The following is a 15,505-nucleotide window of genomic DNA, read 5'->3' as shown; positions in this document are numbered from 1 at the left end:
TGCCTGCTCAGCAGGCAGGCGCGCATACGAGACAGCACAACTTTTCATCATCTAGGGCGCGAGCAGTAAACGGCTCGCGCCCTTATCATTTGAACCTGCGAGAGAAAACAGCCCGAAGACCAATTGGCACAAAACTTGATCCATAGGCCCGCACAATAAGCAGGACGCGCAAAACGACGCCACCCTGCACAAGAAACACTCATGCACTGGGGGCACGAAATGGATCCAACGCTACAGGGCGCCGACGTCTTCTTTCTTCTGATGGGCGCCATCCTCGTCTTCGCCATGCACGGCGGCTTCGCGTTTCTCGAAGTCGGTACCGTCCGCCACAAGAACCAGGTCAACGCGCTCGTCAAAATCCTCGTCGATTTCGCGATCTCGACCGTCTGCTACTTCTTCATCGGCTACTGGATCGCGTACGGCGTGATGTTCCTCGCCGATGCCGCCGCAATCTCAGGCGCCGACCCGGCCTTCGCGCCCCAAGGCATGGCGCTCGTGAAGTTCTTCTTCCTCGCCACCTTCGCCGCCGCCGTTCCGGCCATCATCTCCGGTGGCATCGCCGAACGCGCGCGCTTCCCCGCCCAGTGTGCGGCAACCGCGCTGATCGTCGGCATCGCCTACCCGCTGATCGAAGGCGTCATCTGGAACAGCAACTTCGGCATTCAGGAGACCCTTTTCCTCGGCGTGCTCGGAGCCAACTTCAAGGACTTCGCCGGTTCCATCGTCGTGCACGCGTTCGGCGGCTGGGTCGCGCTCGGCGCCATCCTCTGCCTCGGTCCGCGCCTCGGCCGCTATGACGGCAACCGGTCCGTCGGCATTCCGCCCTCGTCCTTGCCGTGGCTGGCCATGGGCTCGTGGCTGCTGTGCGTCGGCTGGTTCGGCTTCAATGTCATGAGCGCACAAAGCCTCAAAGGCATCTCGGGCCTCGTCGCCATCAACTCGCTGATGGCCATGTGTGGCGGCATCCTCGCAGCCCTCATTGCGGGCCGCAACGATCCGGGCTTCGTGCACAACGGCGCGCTGGCGGGCCTCGTCGCCGTCTGCGCGGGCTCCGACATCATGCATCCCGTGGGCGCCTTCGTGACCGGCGGCGCGGCCGGCGTGATCTTCGTGGTGATGTTCCAGGTCTCGTCCAACCGCTGGAAGATCGATGACGTCCTCGGCGTCTGGGCGCTGCACGGCCTCTGCGGTCTCTGGGGCGGCATCGCATGCGGGATCTTCGGACAGACCGCGCTTGGCGGTCTCGGTGGCGTGACGATCCAGTCTCAGCTCGTGGGCAGCGTCCTCGGGGCGGGCTTCGGCCTCATCTGCGGCGTCGCGGTCTACGCTCTCGTCAACGCGATCTTCGGCCTTCGCCTGTCACCCGAGGAAGAGCGGCGCGGCGCGGACCTCTCGATCCACAAGATCGGCGCCAACCCGGAAGAAGACGTGCGCTTGGGCCGCGTCTGAGGGGCGATCATCCCTACAAAACAAACATGGCCGGAGCGCATCACCGCGCTACGGCCACTTGTCTATCCTGAGAAAGAAATCCGCGATCAATGCAGCACGGCCGGCGCCTCGGCGGCCGAAGCCTCTGCTGGCGGCACGGCGCTTGCGTCTGCCGTCTCCGCAGACAGCGACCGGTCGATCGCGCGCAGATCCTCGACGAACGCCGACAGGCGCCCGGAAATCTTCTCGATGAAATGATCGGCGAGCGACGGATCGGCCGTCATGTGCGCCAGCATCTCGGAGCGCGTGATCCTGAGCGCCCGCACCGGCGTGCGCGCCACCACCGTGGACGAGCACTCGGTCTCGATCAGCATCGTCATTTCGGAAATCAGCGCGCCCGGCGGAATGTCTTCGCTGTCGCCCGAAAGGCCGGGGCCGTCCGTCCGCACGGCTTCGCCCGAAATCACCAGCACCGCCGCGTCCGTCTCCGCGCGGGCCGTCACGATGACGTCTCCCGGCTTGTAGACGATCCGGTCCGCGCGCCGCGCGATCTCGGTGAGCTGAAGCGGCTTCAGCCCTTGAAACAGAGGCACCTTGAGAAGTGGTAACACCAGCGCATCGATCGCCATGACAACAAAAATCCCCGCAACTTGAACCCGGCATGCAATACGCGATGCCACACCGCACATTTCCAACTGCGCCACGCTGCAGAGAGGCAAGATGTCGGGCCGCACGCCCAGCCTCTTGCAGTCGGCGTAGTCAAAAAGTCGGGCGATTCGGGGGTTGGGGTCCAGGGTCAGTCGTCGGAGTGTGGACGAGCCCTGGATAACTTGTTCACGAAGCGAGTTTATAGCCGCCGGTCTCGGTCACGAGAATCTCAGCGTTCGACGGGTCTTTCTCGATCTTCTGGCGAAGCCGGTAGATGTGCGTCTCGAGCGTGTGCGTCGTGACGCCAGCATTGTAGCCCCATACCTCGTGCAGCAGCGTCTCGCGCGACACGACCTTGTCGCCGGTCCGGTAGAGGTACTTGAGGATCGCCGTTTCCTTTTCCGTCAGCCGGATTTTACCGCCCTTCTCGTCGAGCAGCAGCTTGGAGGCCGGCTTGAACGTATACGGCCCGATACCGAACACCGCGTCCTCGCTCTGTTCGTGCTGGCGCAACTGCGCCCGGATGCGCGCCAGCAGCACGGCGAACTTGAACGGCTTCGTCACATAGTCGTTGGCGCCCGCGTCGAGACCCAGAATCTGGTCCGCGTCGGTATCGTTGGCGGTCAGCATGATGATCGGGTTTTTGAAGCCGGTCTTGCGCAACATGCGCACCGCTTCCCGCCCGTCCATGTCCGGCAGGCCGACGTCGAACACCACCAGGTCCGGATGCGCGGCCTTCGCCGCCTCGATGCCCTTGCCTGCCGTCCCCGCAACCGACACCTCGAACTCCTCGTGGAGCGCGAGCTGGTCGTGCAGGGATCCACGGAGATCCTCGTCATCATCGACAAGCAGGATCTTGCGGGCAGCGCTCATTCTCGGGGGCTCCGTGTTTTGCGGGATGACGGCGGATGCACCCTCTTAGCATCTGCTACCGCCCTGAGGTAGGGTGCCGTGAACCCCGAGGGTTAGCGGGGTCAGCACCGGATGGGAAAGGGAAAGTCGCATTATTGCCCATAACATCGTCGTGAGGAGCCTCGCGCCCGGCCGCACGCAGGGAACGCTCCGCTGCGGCAACCTCGTCCTGCCCTGTGCCCTCGGCCGCGGCGGCATCACCAGCCGCAAGCGCGAAGGCGACGGCGCGACGCCCCGTGGCGTTTACCGACTCGAAAGCGGTTACTTTCGCCCCGATCGCCATCGGCGGCCGCAGACCGCGCTGCGCCTTGCCGCGACGCAGAGAGACGGCGGATGGTGCGACGCAGCGGATGACCGCAACTACAATTGCTTCGTCCGCCATCCCTACCCGGAAAGCGCCGAACGCCTGTGGCGCGACGACGGCCTCTACGATGTCGTGCTGGTCATCGGCTACAACCGCCGCCCGCGCCGCCGCGGAGCCGGCAGCGCCATTTTCATGCACGTCGCAAAAGACGGATACGCGCCGACGGAAGGCTGCATCGCGCTCGCCTACGCCGACCTTCTCAAGGTGCTGGCCCGCATCGGCCCCGCCACCCGCCTCATCGTCGTCTGACCCGCCAAGCGAGATACGGCCGCTATAAAAAAAGCGCGTCAGCGCTCGCGAGCAAGGCGACCCGGCAGTACCTGAACAGCCGCTCCCAACTTGTATTCGGAAAAGAAAAAGACCCGGAGCACGAAGCCCCGGGCCGAGTTTGGAGCACGTCTAGGGGAGACGCGTGCTCGGGAGAAGATCCAGATGGCTGCAGCGCGCCGTCACGAGATCGGCGTGCTGCGGGGTCCTAGGTGCGTCCGGAAAGTGGGACCGGTCACGGCTGAGCCATTGGGCGCCGCAGTGACCGGCCGTAAGCACGAGAAACAAAAGTCGAGAGATGGTCCGCCACCAGGGCGGGACCAGCCCTAGTGGTTGTAGGCCCGCTCGCCGTGGTCGACGAGATCGAGACCCTGGCGTTCGGATTCGGCGCCCGGGCGGAGACCGACCAGGATGTCGACGATCTTGAACAGGATCGCCGACAGGATGCCGCTGAACAGGATCGTGAAGCCGACGGCCTTGGCCTGGATGAAGACCTGCGTAGCCATATCGTAGGAACCGGCGACGAGCTCACCGGGCTTCGACACGTAGTCCGCAAGGCCGGATCCGCCGAGATCGGGGCTGACGAGGATGCCCGTCGCGATCGCGCCGACGATGCCGCCCACGCCATGCACGCCGAACACGTCGAGACTGTCGTCGTAGTTGAGCAGCCGCTTGACGCCCGTGCAGGCGAAGAAGCAGATCACACCAGCAACGAGGCCGAGCACGATGGCGCCCATCGGGCCGGAGAAGCCGGCTGCCGGCGTGACGGCCACCAGGCCGGCAACAACACCTGAAGCAAGGCCGAGCAGCGACGGACGGCCCTTCACCAGCCATTCGATCAGCATCCACGAGATGCCGGCCGCAGCCGTGCAAACGAACGTGTTGATCATCGCAACGAAGGCCGTCGAGCTGACTTCGAGGTTCGAGCCGCAGTTGAAGCCGAACCAGCCGAACCACAGCAGCGCAGCGCCGACCATCGTCAGCGTCAGCGAGTGCGGAGCCATCTGCTCGCGGCCGTAGCCGACGCGCTTGCCAACCATCAGCGCGCCAACGAGACCCGCGATGCCGGCGTTGATGTGCACCACCGTGCCGCCTGCGAAGTCGATGGCGCCCCACTTGAAGAGGAGACCCGCGTCAGCGCTTGCCGCTTCGAGTGCGGCGCCGCCCGCCTTGGCCGCTTCAGCCATGACGTCAGGGCCGCCCCAGTACCAGACCATGTGCGCCATCGGGAAATAGACGAACGTCACCCAGAGGGCGACGAACAGCATCACCGACGAGAACTTCATGCGCTCGGCGAGCGAGCCGACGATGAGCGCCGGCGTGATGCAGGCGAAGGTCATCTGGAACGCGACGAACGCGAGTTCCGGAATGTAGACGCCGTTCGTGAAGGTCGCGCCGAGAGACGCGGGCGTGACGCCCGACAGGAACGCCTTCGAGAAGCCGCCCACGTAATCGTTGAGCGCGCCACCCGGCGTGAAGGCCATGCTGTAGCCGTACGTCACCCAGATGATCGAGACCATGCAGGTAATGGCGAACACCTGCATCAGGATCGACAGCATGTTCTTCGCGCGCACGAGGCCGCCGTAGAACAGCGCCAATCCCGGAACCGTCATCAGCAGCACGATGATGGTCGCGAGGAACATGAAGGCCGCATCGCCCTTGTCGACGGTCGGCGTGGTCTGCGCCAGCGCGGCACCAGCCGTCCCGATAGCAACGAGTGCGGCGGCACCCGATGCACCCGCCACGCGTGTCAGTAATCTGAGTGTCATGATCGAACTCCCTCGTATTGCCCCATTGATCGCGGCCCGAGCACGGCGATCCCAACGGCGATCGATTGCGCCGCCCCGTGCGTGTCGGCCGTGTCGTGGCCCATGATCTGCTGCGCGAAGCTCGTCCGATGCGCGGAGAGAAGCTCCCCGCGACGGCCGGTCTGGTTCTTGAAGGAAGCGAAGCGTCTGCGCGTCGAGATCATGAACTGCCCCCAGTGCGCACCGTGTTTGAAGCGCACCGCTGACTTAGTTTTCAAAAGTCATGCCAATCTGAAAAACGCAGATAGCTCGTTGAAAACGTAATGGCTTTCCCGCGCAACCCGCATCCGCGCCGGATGCGCTCAAGTCTTGGCCAGCCGAACTTTCAGGCACTTTGCGTTGGACGCCTGTTTATTGAGCGAAAGAGCCGCGCAAAAAAAATGCCGAGGTTTCGCGGGCAGCAAAACGCCCCGGGAGCGGAACTCCCGGGGCGATCGAAATACGGCCGGCGTGCGCCGCCGGCCGTTGTCGGTCTTACTGAACGGTCTCGCCGTGGAGGCCTGCATCGAGACCTTCGACCTCGATGCTCTCCGACACGCGCAGACCCATCACGAGCTTGATGACGAGCAGGATCACGAAGGTCGCGACCGCGCACCAGGCGATGGTGGCGAGCACGCCATAGACCTGCGTCCAGACCTGCCCGGGGTTGCCTTCGAGAAGGCCGGCCGTGCCGCCGATCGCTTCCGCGGCGAACACGCCGGTCAGAATTGCGCCGACGATGCCGCCCACGCCGTGGACACCGAACACGTCGAGGCTGTCATCGTAGCCCAGCGCGCGCTTCACGCCCGTCGAGGCGATGTAGCAGATCACGCCGGCCGAAAGACCGATGATGACTGCGCCAAGCGGAGTGACGAAGCCGCACGCAGGCGTGATGGCGACGAGACCGGCGATGGCGCCCGAGCAGATGCCGAGGATCGTCGGCTTGCGATGGACGATCCACTCGACGACCATCCAGGCGATCGCCGCTGAAGCCGTCGCGACCTGCGTCGAGAGAGCGACCATGGCTGCCGACGAGTTCGCGGCAACAGCCGAGCCCGCGTTGAAGCCATACCAGCCGGCCCACAGCAGCGCGGTGCCGATCATCGTCAGCACGAGGTTGTGCGGAGCCAGGTTCTCCTGCCCGTAACCCTTGCGGCGACCGAGCATGATGGCTGCGACAAGACCCGCGACGCCGGCGTTGATGTGCACGACCGTGCCGCCTGCGAAGTCGAGAACGCCGTCCTTCGAGAGGAAGCCGCCGCCCCAGACCCAGTGGCAGACCGGCACGTAGACGATCAGCGACCACAGCACCATGAACACGAGCAGGCTCGAGAACTTCATGCGATCGACGACCGAGCCGATGATGAGGGCCGGCGTGATCGCGAAGAAGGTCATCTGGAAGAAGACGAACAGCGATTCAGGGATGGTTCCCTGCAGGCTGTCCTTGGTGACGCCCGCGAGCAGCGCCTTGCTGAGCCCGCCGATGTACGGCTGCAGTTCGCCGCCGTCGGTGAAGGCGAGCGAGTAGCCGACCAGGATCCAGACGAGCGAGAGCGTACAGAAGGTGGCGAACACCATCATGCAGACGTTGAGCACGTTCTTCTTGCGCACCATGCCGCCGTAGAACAGCGCGAGGCCCGGAATGGCCATCAAGAGAACGAGGATCGAGGAAAGCAACATCCATGCGGTGTCGCCGGTATCGAGCGTGGGCGCCGGCGCCGCGGCCGGAGCGGCGTCCTGCGCCATCGCCGGAAGCGTGTAGAGCGCAAACGCGGCGGCGGTCGCAAGGGCCCCCGTGACGCGCGTGAGTAGGCTTGGCTTCATATCGTGAACTCCCCTGTCTTTCGAACTGTGTGCTTCGCGCATGATTCAGAGCGCCGCGTCGTCGGCTTCACCCGTGCGGATGCGCAGGGTGTGCTCGATCGAGGAGACGAAAATCTTGCCGTCGCCGATCTGGCCGGTCTTGGCCGCCTTGACGATGGCGTCGACAGCCTTGCTGACGAGCACATCCGCGACGACGACTTCGATTTTGATTTTGGGCAGGAAGCTCACGGCGTATTCGGCGCCGCGATAGACTTCCGTGTGGCCCTTCTGGCGGCCATAGCCTTTGACTTCGGTGACGGTCATGCCCTGGAGACCGATATCGGTCAGGTTTGACCGCACCTCCTCGAGCTTGAACGGTTTGATGACGGCAGTGATGAGCTTCATCGAGAGCACCCCTTGAGTTTCGTCCCCCCGCTATTTTTTGGAGTAGCGCGAGACAGGCCTCCGATGCCGTCAGCGGGATCCGCGAGCGGCAATCGGAGCAAGGAGAGTCAAGAGATGTGCCAACTCGGCGGAAACCCGATAGGCGTCTGAATTCGTTCAGACTTTAAAAACGTTCGACCATAAATTAGCCATCACTGCCCGCACTTTCCGCACACTTTTTGTGCAGCGGTGAGCGATTGCACGTCATTTAATCAGGTAAGCGGTCTGACGTTTGCGAATGAGCCCTTCTTGGGCAGTCGAGGCCACCAGCCGGCCGTCGCGCGTATAGAAGCTGCCGCGGCAAAACCCTCGTGCTCCGGCCGCGATGGGGCTGTCCTGGGTGTACAGCAGCCATTCGTCGGCCCGGAACGGCCGGTGAAACCACAGCGAATGATCGAGGCTCGCAAGCTGGATGTCCGGATCGAACAGCAGCTTGCCATGCGCGATCAGCGCCGTGTCGAGCAGCGTGAAATCCGACGCGTAGGCCAGCACGCACTGGTGCAGCAGCGGATCGTCCGCAAGACGCCCGTTGGCCCTGAGCCAGATGTCCTGCCGCGGCGGATGCGCCTCCCGGCTCAGGTACCGCGAGACATCGACAGGCCGAAGCTCGATCGGATTTTCACGCAGCCAATAATTGCGCATCGACTCGGGCAGGGCGTCGATCAGCTCGGACACGCGCTCCTTGGCGGGCGGCAGGCTTTCAGGCGGCGGCACGTCGGGCATGGAAGACGCATGCTCGAAGCTCTCCTCGTCCTTGTGGAACGACACAATCGTCGCGAAGATCGGCCGTCCGTGCTGGATTGCCTGGACCCGCCGCGTTGTGAAGCTGCCCCCGTCGCGGATGCGCTCGACCTCGTAGAGGATTGGATGCGTGGGGTCGCCGGCCAGCAGGAAGTAACCGTGCAGCGAATGCGCGGGGCGGCCGTCTTCCACGGTGCGCCCGGCCGCGACGAGCGCCTGCCCCAGCACCTGCCCGCCGTAGACCCTCTGCCACCCGTTCTGCGGGCTGATGCCGCGGAACACGTTAACCTCGAGCCGCTCCAGATTGAGCACATCGAGCAATCCGCCCAGCGCCGGACAAGTTTGCGCCGAACGGGACTGCTCTTGGCCAGCGGACATGGTGCCACCTCGGTTTTGATGCTAACGACGAAACCCAAACGATGGGCTGACGCGCCCGAGGGGTCAAGGTGACCGGCACCCCCCTGGCGCGCGTGCCGCAGCCTCCGATTTCGCGAGAGCCGATGTCCGACACGCGCCCGACGCACCGCTTCGACCTTGTCATTTCCGGCGCGAGCTTTGCCGGCCTCGCCTTGGCGCGCGCGCTCGGCACCGCCTTCACAAACGACCTGCGCATCGCTGTCGTCGACCGCGCGCCACCAATCGCCAACGATCGCGCCGCCAACAAGCAAACCGCCGCGCCCGACGCGCGGGCCTTTGCACTTTCGGCGGGCGCGCGCCGCATGCTGGAGACGCTTGGCATCTGGCCGGAAATCGCAGCCTCCGCCGAGCCCGTCACTGGCATCGAGATTACGGACTCGAGCCTCGAAGCGGGCATCCGCCCCGTGCTGCTCACCTACGACAACCACCTGCGCGACGACAGCCCGAGCGACAACACTCCGAGCGGCGCGCCCCGCGCACCCGCCGAGCCCGCCAGCCACATCGTGCCGGCATCGGTCCTCGAACGCGCACTGCAGAACGCCGTCGCCGCACAGCCGAACGTCACGTTCTTCATGCCCGGCGAGATCGCGCAGTTTTCCGGAGACGGCGCCGCCGTCGACATCACACTTAAGTCGGGCGAAACACTCGCCGCGCCCCTGCTGGTCGGCGCCGAAGGCCGCCGCTCCCCGTCGCGCGAAAGCGCGGGCATCAAGGCGGTCGGCTGGAAGTACGGCCAGACGGCCATTGTCACGACCATCGCGCATGAACGCGCGCACGGCGGCATCGCCACCCAGCACTTTCTGCCGGCAGGACCGTTCGCGATACTGCCACTACCGGGCAACCGCGCCTGCCTCACCTGGACCGAGGAGGAGCACGAGGCGAGCCGCATCCTGGCGCTCGACGACGCAGGCTTCCTGGCCGAGGTCGAAACGCGCGTCGGCGGCCGGCTCGGCGCGATCGAGGTCGTCGGCCCCCGCCAGTCCTGGCCGCTCGACCTGCATCTGGCCCGCGCCTACGTCGCCCCGCGCTATGCGTTGATCGGCGATGCCGCCCACGGCGTGCATCCGATCGCGGGCCAGGGCGTAAACCTTGCGCTGCGCGACGTGGCCGCGCTGAGCGAAATCGTGGCCGACAGCCTGCGTCTCGGCCTCGATCCCGGCAGCATGGAAGCCCTCGGCCGCTACGAGCGCTGGCGCCGCTTCGACAGCTTCGCCTCCGCCGCCGCATTCGACGGCCTCAACCGCCTATTCTCCAATGACTCGATGCTGGTCCGCGCCGCGCGCGATGTCGGCCTGGGTCTGGTCGACCGGCTGCCCGGTCTGAAAAGCCGCCTTGTCGCCGAAGCCGCCGGCCTCACCGGCGACCTCCCCCGCCTCTTCAAATCCGAACGGCTCTGACGACGTGACGTCAGCCGGGAGCGGACGGTAGCAATTCAGGCAATGCCGTGCTGCCGCAGAAGCGCGTCCTCGTCGCCGGATACCCAGCCGAACACCTTCGGCTCGCCGTCGTCGAGCGCCTGCACGAGGTAGTGCACGTCGAAGGGAATCTCGGTTTCTGGTTGGCCGTTGCGGGCATAGATGCCGGTCCACGCGACGTGCGCCACGCAATGCAGCACATCGATGGGGACGACGCGGACATGGCGTATCCGCATCTCCTTCGTCCCGATTGCGCGATAGCGCGCATAGCCTTCGATCATCGTCTGCTTGAGGTGATCGTCATTCTGACCCGTTATCACACCGGCCGGCGAGACCGCGATGAACACGGGCGCATACAGTGACTCGACTTCCGCCCCGTCGAAATCGCCACCCAGCGACCGATTGAAGAACCGCGCGTATCGCTCGAAGAATGTCCTCACGCGTGTCTCGTCCATCCGTCCTCCGCGTGAGGCAATGATGCCTGCCGGCGCGAAAGCAGAACGCGAAAGCAACCGAATGGATCCCGCCCGAACGCGCGCTACGCGTCGTCCGGCTCGTCCACACCCTCGTCGCCCGCGTCCACTTCATCGGGCGGGGCCAGCACGATGACGCCGCCCGCGATGTCCACGCGCCGCACCACGTCATCGGTCATGGGATAGAGCACCGTTCGGCTCGCGCCCTCGGGACGCACGTCGAGAATGTCGCCTGCACCGTAGTTCGCAACCGCCACCACCGTCCCGAGCGGCGCGCCGTCTTCGGTCTGCGCCGCGAGCCCGATCAGATCCGCATGGTAGTACTCGCCGTCTTCCGGCGGCGGCAGGCGATCGCGCGACACATAAAGCGCCGTGCCCTTGAGCGTCTCCGCGCGCGTGCGATCCGACACGCCCTCGACGCGGCAGATCAGTCCCTTGGCCGTCTCGCCCTCCACGCTGAGCACGAACGCGCCGCGCCCGTCCTCGCTTTGAAGCGGTCCATAGCTCGCGATGCCGTCGGGGTCCGCCGTATAGCTCCGCACCAGCACCGCGCCGCGAATGCCGTGCGCGCCGATGATGTGGCCGAGCAGCACCCGCCGCTTCGCGCCCTCGCCCTGATGGCTCGTCTTGTCTGTCATTGAGAACTTCGCATTTGATCTTCTAGGCTGCCGCGGAACCGGCCGACAGCGGCCCGACGAACCGCAACTCGACCTCGATGGGCGCTCCGGCCACGTCGACCACCGCCGATGACACCGGCCGTGCCGGCGCGAACCGGCCGGCAATGTCGACCACGAGACCGTCGGGACCCGCTTCGAGCCCCGTCAGCAGCATCCCGCCGGGCGGAACGGCCAGCCGCACGGCGATGACCGCCTCGCCGCAAGCCGCATCATAATGATAGCGCCCGGTGAAAACACCCCCGTGCGGATCCGAGCCGAGCACCCGGCCGCCGCGCAGCACTGCGAGCCCTTCGACCCGCTCGGCGCCGTTCATTTCGGCCGCCGTCGTGAAACTCAACCCGTAGACGCCTTCGTGCACCACGCCGATCGCCTCGCCGTCCGCTGGACCCATCCGAGTGTCTTTGTGGAAAAGCACTACCACGGATTGCAGCGCGGGCGCACGAGCCACCGCAGCCCATCCTTAAGGCCGCGCACCCGGCAAGGGCGTGAAGGCGTCGCGCAGATGCGCTGTTTACTGCAGCCGCTCAATGCGGTTGCCGATGGCGATGGCATAGAGCCAGAGCCGCCGCTCCCGGTGCGTCCACGTATCGGTGTCGGGCTTTTCGGTCATGAGTGCCGTCCCCTGGACCAGCACGTCGCTTCTCCGATCCCACCAGGCCGCTTGTGCCTCGTCGAGATTGGTCCTCAATGGCATGGAAGTCGTCCCCGTCGCTTACAGGACCAACCCGACCGCCGGACATGCCGGCCATCGCCGCTCCTGTCCCCTTCGCCTCCGCTCATGCGGGCTGCCATCCCCAAACAGCAGCTACGACGAAGCTATGACAATTCGCGCGCCCTCACGACACCCGCCCGGGTAGGCCCCGCCAAAGTTTCGTGCCTGATGCAGAATTGCAGCAGCGCCGGTATATCCGACCGCGCGCGGAACAAATCCGCCAAACAAAAAAGTGCCCGGCACCGCCGGGCACTTTCGCAGCGACATCGGTGTGTCGGACTTTATGCGTCGCCACCGGCAGCGGCAGCAGCGGCGTCCTCGGCAGCCTTGGCCTTGGCGGCAGCGCGCTCCTGCGCCTTCTTCTTCGGCTTCGACTTCTCGGGATTGTTGCGCGGCTCGCGCTTCAGCAGGCCCGCGCCGTCGAACAGACGCTCGACGCGGTCCGTCGGCTGCGCGCCGACCGACAGCCAGTACTTGCAGCGGTCTTCGATCAACTTGACGCGATCGGCGCTATCCTTCGGCAGCATCGGGTTGAAGGTGCCGATCTGCTCGATGTAGCGGCCGTCGCGCGGCGAGGCGCTGTGGGCCACGACGACGTAGTAGTAAGGGCGCTTCTTGGCGCCGCCGCGCGAAAGACGGATCTTGGCAGACATACGAAAAGTCCTTTCTCTGGTTCTTCTGTTTCGGCGGCGCACCGCCTGATGTTTTGAATCTGAAGTGACGTCTATTTCTTCTTCCCCGGGAAACCCGGGAATTTCGGAAGCGAGCCGCCGAGACCCGGCAGGCCGCCACCGCCAAGACCTGGCAGACGCGGCACCCCGCCCCCACTCAGTCCCGGCAATCCTTTCGCCCCGCCCGGAGGCAGCGCGTCACGAAGCTCAGGCGGCAATTGCGCGATCGCTTTCGGATCGAGCCGCGCGAGCTCCTCCTGCATCTGCGCCATCTCCGCTTCGGAAGGGCCCGCACCGCCGCCCATGCCGAACATGCGCGACATCATTCCGCGGTTCTTGCCCATCTGCTTCATCATGTCCGCCATCTGGCGGTGCATCTTGATGAGCTTGTTGATCTCTTCGACCTTGGTGCCGGAGCCCGCCGCGATCCGCCGCTTGCGCTTGGCGTCGAGCAGTTTCGGCGCGCGCCGCTCCTTGGGCGTCATCGACGAGATGATCGCGCGCTGACGCCGGATGACCTTGTCGTCGATGTTGGCGGCGTTGATCTGCTGCTTGATCTTGCCAACGCCGGGCAACATGCCGAGCACGCCGCCCATGCCTCCGATCTTCTCCATCTGGGCGAGCTGTTCGCCAAGATCCTCGAGATCGAAGTCGCCCTTCTTCATCTTCTGGGCGATGGACTTCGCTTTTTCGACGTCGATCGTCTGCGCGGCCTTCTCGACCAGCCCGACGATGTCGCCCATGCCGAGGATGCGGCCCGCGACGCGCTGCGGATCGAAGTCTTCGAGCGCGTCCCACTTCTCGCCCGTGCCGAGCAGCTTGATCGGCTTGCCCGTCACCGCGCGCATGGAGAGCGCCGCGCCGCCACGGCCATCGCCGTCGGCGCGCGTCAGCACCGTGCCCGTGATCGCGAGGCGGCTGTCGAACGCCTTGGCCGTGTTGACCGCGTCCTGGCCGGTCAGGCTGTCGAGAACGAGCAGAATTTCATGCGGGTTGGTTGCGGCCTTGACCTCGGCCACTTCGGTCATGAGCTCGTCGTCGAGCGTCGTACGGCCGGCCGTGTCGAGCATCACCACGTCGTAGCCGCCGAGGCGCGCGGCCTCGATGGCGCGCTTGGCGATCTGCAGCGGCGTCTGGCCGGCCACGATCGGCAGCGTCGCAACCTCGGTCTGCTCGCCGAGCACGCGAAGCTGCTCTTGTGCCGCGGGACGGCGCGTGTCGAGCGACGCCATCAGCACTTTCTTCTTGTCGCGCGTCTTGAGGCGCCAGGCGATCTTCGCCGTCGTCGTCGTCTTACCGGAGCCCTGCAGGCCGGCCATCAGGATGGCGACGGGCGGGCTCGCATGCAGATCGATCGGCGCCGCGTCAGATCCGAGCATGCGGATCAGCTCGTCGTTGACGATCTTGACGACCATCTGGCCGGGCGTCACCGAGCGCAGAACCTCCTGCCCGACGGCCTTAGCTTTGACGCGATCGATGAAGTCGCGCACCACGTCCAGCGCCACATCCGCTTCGATCAGCGACCGGCGCACCTCGCGCATGGCGTCCGACACGTCGCTCTCGGACAGCGCGCCGCGCTTCGTCAGCTTGTCGAAAACCTGCCCCAGGCGATCGGAGAGCGATTGAAACATCGTGCCTCATATGCAAAACGCTGAAAGCACCCGAGGGCGCAACGCGCTGTCGGATGTTCACCCCCCTGCCTCCCGGCCCGGTGGACCATGATCGTTTCGGACCCTATCAGTCCGAAACGTGAATCATCGGTCAGTAACTAGGCCATGTGCAGGGCGGCGGCTCTGAAGACCAGGGCCGTCGGAATTTGGGCGCACAATCTCCGATCGACCGGCCCCTGTCAACGCCCCGGCGGAGACAGACGGCGAAACGGCGCGATTTACCGGCAGTTGGCCGGCCCGAAGGTGTGTTGCAGGACCACGCGTACCCGAAAAATGGGGGCTGACCGGGTGAAATCGTTGCCTCCCGGCCTGGCCCGCAACCATAATTCCGTGCCGATCTGAGCCCAGGACACCCTGGGCGAACGTTGGGCGCGGGCAAATGAGCGCTTCCGGAAAAACGCATTCCGGAAAGATGCACGCCGGATCAAAGAGATAGGGTCTTTCCGCGACCGAGCAGATTTCCGGAAAGCCCCTTGGGGGAGAGACGTAATGTTGAAGTGGCGCTGGCAGTGCGCGTTGGCCTCAGCGGCTGTAGTCCCGGCAATGCTCGGAGGCGGCTGCTCGACGGGCATCGGTAATCCGTTCAAGGATACCAACGACTTCGACCGCACCTTCATCGGCGCCGCCCAGACCTGGGACCTCGATAAGAACGGATCCGTCGGTTGCGACGAATGGGTCCAGTACATCACGACGTCGTTCCGCGAGGCCGACACCAACGGCGACGGCTTCATCGACGCGGAAGAGCACAAGATCCTCGTCAAGAACGACCGCCTCTTCGAGGTCGCGAACATCGCCTATTACGACGCCAACGGCGACGGCAAGCTCAGCCTCGAAGAAATGACGGGCAAGCAGAACCTTGCCTTCAAGCTGCTCGACCGCAACCAGGATTGCCAGATCGACCGCACGGAAACGGTGCAGGTCCACGGCTCCGACCGCGTGAAGGCGAAGGATATGGCGCCGGACACGACGCGTCAGGGCCCGCCGTCAGGCAGCAGCCGCTACTAGAGCCAATCATTGAGCGGCGAACCCGCCGCCACGCGCAGCGTGCGTCCCACGATCCTCCCCCGTTTCAGCGG

The 15,505-nt window shown here is 65.2% G+C and carries 17 protein-coding genes; 4 read left to right on the top strand and 13 right to left on the bottom strand.

The window, feature by feature from the left end:
* Positions 1-219 precede the first annotated feature (219 nt).
* Positions 220-1,449 carry an ammonium transporter gene (locus tag K2Y42_RS13530; RefSeq protein ID WP_291153349.1) on the top strand — a complete coding sequence of 410 codons (1,230 nt, stop codon included), beginning with the start codon at positions 220-222 and terminating at the stop codon, positions 1,447-1,449.
* Positions 1,450-1,535: 86 nt separating this feature from the next.
* On the opposite strand, the gene K2Y42_RS13525 is transcribed toward K2Y42_RS13530, so the two are convergent.
* Entirely contained in the window at positions 1,536-2,057 is a 522-nt protein-coding gene (locus K2Y42_RS13525; protein WP_291153346.1) for a cyclic nucleotide-binding domain-containing protein, read from the bottom strand.
* A gap of 205 nt (positions 2,058-2,262) precedes the next feature.
* Positions 2,263-2,949 (bottom strand): response regulator transcription factor, encoded by a 687-nt coding sequence (locus K2Y42_RS13520; RefSeq protein WP_291153343.1) that lies wholly within the window; start codon positions 2,947-2,949, stop codon positions 2,263-2,265.
* Between the two features lie 151 nt (positions 2,950-3,100).
* Here K2Y42_RS13520 and K2Y42_RS13515 point away from each other — a divergent pair, with 151 nt between their 5' ends.
* Positions 3,101-3,601, top strand: a complete 501-nt coding sequence (locus tag K2Y42_RS13515; RefSeq protein ID WP_291153340.1) for a L,D-transpeptidase family protein — start codon at positions 3,101-3,103, stop codon at positions 3,599-3,601.
* Between the two features lie 344 nt (positions 3,602-3,945).
* On the opposite strand, the gene K2Y42_RS13510 is transcribed toward K2Y42_RS13515, so the two are convergent.
* The 5 genes from K2Y42_RS13510 to tesB all read right to left on the bottom strand — a co-directional run bounded on the left by K2Y42_RS13510 (position 3,946) and on the right by tesB (position 8,772).
* Positions 3,946-5,388 (bottom strand): ammonium transporter, encoded by a 1,443-nt coding sequence (locus tag K2Y42_RS13510; protein WP_291153337.1) that lies wholly within the window; start codon positions 5,386-5,388, stop codon positions 3,946-3,948.
* Positions 5,385-5,591: a hypothetical protein gene (locus K2Y42_RS13505; protein WP_291153334.1), complete on the bottom strand. Its 207-nt coding sequence runs from the start codon at positions 5,589-5,591 to the stop codon at positions 5,385-5,387. Before K2Y42_RS13505 ends, K2Y42_RS13510 begins: the two co-directional genes overlap by 4 nt.
* A gap of 310 nt (positions 5,592-5,901) precedes the next feature.
* A complete protein-coding gene (locus K2Y42_RS13500) occupies positions 5,902-7,230 on the bottom strand; it encodes an ammonium transporter (protein WP_291153331.1) in 1,329 nt (442 codons plus the stop codon).
* Between the two features lie 45 nt (positions 7,231-7,275).
* Complete coding sequence (locus K2Y42_RS13495; protein ID WP_291153328.1) at positions 7,276-7,614, bottom strand: P-II family nitrogen regulator; 339 nt, start codon at positions 7,612-7,614, stop codon at positions 7,276-7,278.
* A gap of 243 nt (positions 7,615-7,857) precedes the next feature.
* Positions 7,858-8,772 carry an acyl-CoA thioesterase II gene (gene tesB, locus K2Y42_RS13490; RefSeq protein WP_291153326.1) on the bottom strand — a complete coding sequence of 305 codons (915 nt, stop codon included), beginning with the start codon at positions 8,770-8,772 and terminating at the stop codon, positions 7,858-7,860.
* A gap of 122 nt (positions 8,773-8,894) precedes the next feature.
* On the opposite strand from tesB, the gene K2Y42_RS13485 reads away from it, so the two are divergent.
* Positions 8,895-10,208 (top strand): FAD-dependent monooxygenase, encoded by a 1,314-nt coding sequence (locus tag K2Y42_RS13485; RefSeq protein WP_291153323.1) that lies wholly within the window; start codon positions 8,895-8,897, stop codon positions 10,206-10,208.
* 35 nt (positions 10,209-10,243) lie between these two features.
* Here the strand turns inward: K2Y42_RS13485 and K2Y42_RS13480 are convergent, their stop codons facing one another.
* From K2Y42_RS13480 to ffh, 6 genes are all read right to left on the bottom strand, one after another.
* Entirely contained in the window at positions 10,244-10,681 is a 438-nt protein-coding gene (locus tag K2Y42_RS13480; RefSeq protein WP_291153321.1) for a nuclear transport factor 2 family protein, read from the bottom strand.
* Between the two features lie 83 nt (positions 10,682-10,764).
* Positions 10,765-11,337: a ribosome maturation factor RimM gene (gene rimM / locus K2Y42_RS13475; RefSeq protein WP_291153318.1), complete on the bottom strand. Its 573-nt coding sequence runs from the start codon at positions 11,335-11,337 to the stop codon at positions 10,765-10,767.
* Between the two features lie 22 nt (positions 11,338-11,359).
* A complete protein-coding gene (locus tag K2Y42_RS13470) occupies positions 11,360-11,767 on the bottom strand; it encodes a hypothetical protein (protein WP_291153316.1) in 408 nt (135 codons plus the stop codon).
* A gap of 120 nt (positions 11,768-11,887) precedes the next feature.
* Positions 11,888-12,070, bottom strand: coding sequence for a hypothetical protein (locus K2Y42_RS13465; RefSeq protein ID WP_291153314.1), 183 nt, complete (start codon positions 12,068-12,070; stop codon positions 11,888-11,890).
* Between the two features lie 299 nt (positions 12,071-12,369).
* The gene (gene rpsP / locus K2Y42_RS13460; RefSeq protein WP_291153312.1) at positions 12,370-12,741 is read right to left on the bottom strand and encodes a 30S ribosomal protein S16; all 372 of its coding nucleotides are present in this window, start codon (positions 12,739-12,741) and stop codon (positions 12,370-12,372) included.
* 71 nt (positions 12,742-12,812) lie between these two features.
* Positions 12,813-14,390: a signal recognition particle protein gene (gene ffh, locus K2Y42_RS13455; RefSeq protein WP_291153309.1), complete on the bottom strand. Its 1,578-nt coding sequence runs from the start codon at positions 14,388-14,390 to the stop codon at positions 12,813-12,815.
* A gap of 528 nt (positions 14,391-14,918) precedes the next feature.
* Between ffh and K2Y42_RS13450 the strand changes: the two genes are divergently transcribed.
* A complete protein-coding gene (locus K2Y42_RS13450; RefSeq protein ID WP_291153306.1) occupies positions 14,919-15,434 on the top strand; it encodes an EF-hand domain-containing protein in 516 nt (171 codons plus the stop codon).
* Positions 15,435-15,505 lie beyond the last annotated feature (71 nt).

Origin of the sequence: Hyphomicrobium sp., assembly GCF_019744875.1 — a bacterium.
Taxonomy (GTDB): domain Bacteria; phylum Pseudomonadota; class Alphaproteobacteria; order Rhizobiales; family Hyphomicrobiaceae; genus Hyphomicrobium_C.
This window is presented reverse-complemented; position numbering and strand designations above follow the sequence as displayed.